At 44.4% G+C, this 4,243-nt stretch carries 2 protein-coding genes; both read left to right on the forward strand.

Annotation, left to right across the window (positions count from 1 at the left end):
- Positions 1-711: 711 nt before the first annotated feature.
- A complete protein-coding gene (locus tag ACI3UA_RS01845; RefSeq protein ID WP_439723137.1) occupies positions 712-3,519 on the forward strand; it encodes a DNA methyltransferase in 2,808 nt (935 codons plus the stop codon).
- A gap of 132 nt (positions 3,520-3,651) precedes the next feature.
- On the forward strand, positions 3,652-4,128 hold the full coding sequence (locus tag ACI3UA_RS01850; RefSeq protein WP_439723138.1) for a hypothetical protein: 477 nt from the start codon (positions 3,652-3,654) through the stop codon (positions 4,126-4,128).
- Positions 4,129-4,243 lie beyond the last annotated feature (115 nt).

A 4,243-nucleotide genomic window follows, 5' to 3' on the forward strand; every position in this document is an offset into this window, starting at 1 on the left:
CGAACCATCCGCATCCGCTGTTCAAGGGATTCGTGACTGCGGCTTTGAACATGAAGTAATTTCAGTTTTCCGTGGTGGTTGTTTGTTACTTCGTGCATATACTGATGGAATAGTTTGTTAGTCAGTGGACTCTGTTCAGACATAAAAAAGGGGTGAGCAGGGGCAATACCTATAGAAAACACGCTCGCGCTCAAGGGATAACAAAACCCTATATCCATGATTATTTTCGGTCTAAATCCTTGTCTGCGTTGTTGTCGTCGGTCGGCATGGAACCACCATGCCTTCCTCCTCCGCCTAGCATACAAGGATTTATCCTCGAAACTAATTCATGTCAATAGGGTTTCGTTATCCCTTTGTGCCTCGCGGATGCTCAGCTCATGCGCACCGAGGCACAACAAAGGTTTTCTATAGGTACAGCTCCAACTCGCCCCTCTCTTGGTCTGAACAGATACAACAGAATGATACAATGCTATTCATAGTATGTGACCATAGTGATATGTACAACTCTACGAGCAAGCCTGAAAAGAGGAGCAGGGGCTGAAGAAGCTTGAAGCGTCCAATCGTTGTATAAAGTATGTGCAAGAAAAGGTCATCTTATTTGAGGTGACTTTTTTTGTTTCACAAAATACTTGCTGTTATATTATGTGATTGCTACAATGATAGCAAGGATATGGCTGAATACATTATTTGAACATTTTAGGGGTGGCTTGTATGACGGAAAATGAGCAGATAGAAGCGGCGAAGGTCTTTGCAAAAAAGTGGCAAGGCAAGGGCTATGAAAAGGGCGAAACACAAAAATTCTGGATGGAGCTTATCAGGACAGTTTACGGGGTGGAAGCTCCTGAAGATTATATGAATTTTGAAGTGCAGATACAACTGTCCAATGTAAGTTTTATAGATGTGTATATTCCATCTACGAAGGTTATCATTGAGCAGAAAAGCATGGGCAAGGACTTGACCAAGGGCATCAAGCAGTCCGATGGCACATGGCTGACACCTATGCAGCAGATGATACGCTATGCCAATGCCATGAACTATGACGAAATGCCCCGCTGGGGTATCTCCTGCAACTTTCAGGAGTTCATGATTTTTGATTTCAACAACAAGCACAGTGAGCCGGAGCGTATCAAGCTGGCTGATTTGCCAAATGAATTTCACCGCCTTGACTTTCTCGTTGCCAAGGAAAATGTCCATATACGGAAAGAGGTGGAAATCTCTGTCGAGGCAGGCAAGCTGGTGGGGAGGATATATGATTATATCGCGGCCAAATATGACAGCCGGACGCCGGAAGTTCTGCAGAGCCTCAACAAGCTGTGTGTGCGATTGATTTTCTGCATGTATGCCGAGGACGCAGGTATTTTCCAGCATAATCAGTTCTACAATTACATGAAGAATTTCCCGGCTAAGTTTTTCCGCACTTCCCTTGTAGAATTATTTCACGTTTTAAACACGTCGATTAATGACCGTGATAAATACCTCGATGATGAGCTGGCAGCTTTTCCCTATGTAAATGGCGGCCTTTTTGACGGCGATATTGAAATTCCAAAATTTGATGAGCGCACTGTAGAGGTTATATTGGAAGAGGCTTCTCTCGGTTTTAGCTGGCGCGATATCAGCCCTACCATCTTCGGTGCAGTGTTTGAAAGCACCCTGTCTGCCAAAACAAGGCGCAGCGGCGGCATGCACTACACCAGCATCGAAAACATCCACAAGGTCATCGATCCGCTGTTTCTGGATGACCTGACAGAAGAATTGGAGGCTATTCTTGCCATTCCCCAGGTGAAGCAGAGAAACAGCAAATTGGCGGCATATCAGGACAAGCTGGCAGGCCTCACCTTCTTTGACCCAGCCTGTGGCAGCGGCAACTTCCTGACAGAAACCTATATTTCCCTGCGCCGTCTTGAGAACAGGGCAATTCAGGCCATGCTGGGGGAGCAGATTGTCCTTGGTGACATAGCCAATCCTATTAAGGTATCCATTCATCAGTTCTATGGCATCGAAATCAACGACTTTGCCGTGTCCGTGGCCAAAACTGCCCTGTGGATAGCAGAATATCAGATGATGGTAGAAACCCAGGGCATCGTCAACATGAATCTGGACTTCCTGCCCCTCAAAAGCTACTCAAATATCGTAGAGGGCAACGCCCTGCGGCTTGAGTGGAGTAGTATTGTATCACCTGATGATTTGGACTATATCATGGGTAATCCACCCTTTATAGGCGCACGTTATATGGAAAAGCCACAAAAGGCGGATATATTGAATGTGTATGTTGACCCGAAGGGGAAGGCCTATCGTGCGGCAGGAAACGTTGATTATGTTGCAGGATGGTTCTTCAAGGCTGCCGCTATGATGTATGGCACAGGGATAAAATGCGCCTTTGTATCCACCAACAGCATTACTCAGGGGGAGCAGGTGGCGGCAGTATGGAAGCCTATGTATGACAGATTTGGCATACATATAGATTTTGCCTGGCGTACATTCAAATGGGCTAGCGAATCAGCAGAGCAGGCGCATGTACATGTGGTAATCGTTGGCTTTAGCTGCCAAGAGCAGGAGAAGCATGGACGATTGCTGGATGACGGCCGTGTCAAGCTGGTAAAAAATATCAATCCTTATCTCATAGATGCCGAAAATATTTTTGTGGAAAATCGTACAACACCAATCAGTCCCGTGCCTCATGCCCGCAGTGGCAACAAGCCTATAGATGGAGGCAATTATCTTTTTACCTATGAGGAAATGCAGGCTTTTATCAAAAAAGAGCCAAAGTCAGAAAAACTGTTTCGCAAATGGATTGGCTCCCATGAGTTCATCAACAGATACTACAGGTATTGCTTGTGGCTGGGGGAAACATCACCAAGCCAGCTGATGAATATGCCGCTGGTGCTGCAGCGGATAGAAGCTGTGCGCCAGGTCAGGCTGGAAAGTAAGAGTGCAGGGACTATCAAGCTGGCAGATAAGCCAACCAGGTTTCATGTGGAAACTATACCTGACAGCAATTATCTGGTACTGCCTCTGACTTCTTCCGAAAAGAGGAAATATGTACCTATTGGCTTTATGCCGCCGGATGTACTGCCTAGCAATCTGGTAGTGGTGGTTCCCCATGCAGAGCTTTATCATTTTGGTGTGCTGACCTCTAATGTGTTCATGGAATGGATGCGTACAGTTTGCGGCAGGTTAGAAATGCGTTATCGTATAACCAAGGACAATGTGTATAATAATTTCCCTTGGTGCCAGCCTACAGAGGCACAAAAACGCAAAATAGAAAGCACAGCCAAAGCCATTTTGCAGGCCAGGGAACAATACCCGGAATGCAGCTTTGCACAGATGTACAGTGATAAGATGTACCTGTTTGCCGATTTGCTGAATGCCCATAGGGCCAATGACATGGCGGTAATGGAGGCTTATGGCTTTTTAATGGAGCCTACCCCGGAGCATCCGTCCAAGTGGTACAGCCCGTCGGAAACAGTGGCAGCTTTGATGAAAATGTATCAGGAACTGACTGAAAAAAGCAACGGTTAAAAACATCAATTTATGTGGTTTCACGTAGCACTAAATGCTATCTGACTGCTACAGGAACTGCTACGTCCTATAATATATATATATATAAGATAAATGCATAAGACGAAAGATGATTTTGGGAGGTCAATGCTGGTGTGTTTTTGTAAGTGGGCAAAGCGTTATAGTTTGCTTAATTGGATGGCCAATGACGTTTATTCCGTGAATACCGGAATTGGGCGTATGAAATTTGCTCAAAGTTTGGGCTTATTTTCAATACTTACGTTGGGTGGTATGTATATTATATATTCTGTGATGATACCTATTGCCGAGCTATTTAAAATCGAAGAGGCTTGTGTCTATATTTTGCTGGCGATTATTATATTGGGACATATTGTCTTTTTTTCTGGCTTCATTGCAATATGTATTAAGCGTATGCAGGATTTAGGTCAAAATTGGTTTTGGAAAATCCTGAATTCATTTATTATGTTTTATTTGATTATGTTTGGTGAAACATGTGCTTTAAAGGGAAGCGTAGAGATGGATGATTCGACGTTATTTTTACTTCTATTAGTTGTTGTGCTATTTTTTTGCAAAGGTGATACTACACAGCATAAGGAAGCAGAAAAGTGAATTTTCTAATTCAAGAGTGAGTTTTAGGAGCAATCAAAGATGAGTATAAGAGTGACGTCTAAAAGATATGCCAGAGCGGATAAAGATGTGTGTGCGGCCTGCGGTGCCTGCCTGG

The organism is Anaerovibrio sp. (genome assembly GCF_051866355.1).
Lineage (GTDB): Bacteria > Bacillota > Negativicutes > Selenomonadales > Selenomonadaceae > Anaerovibrio.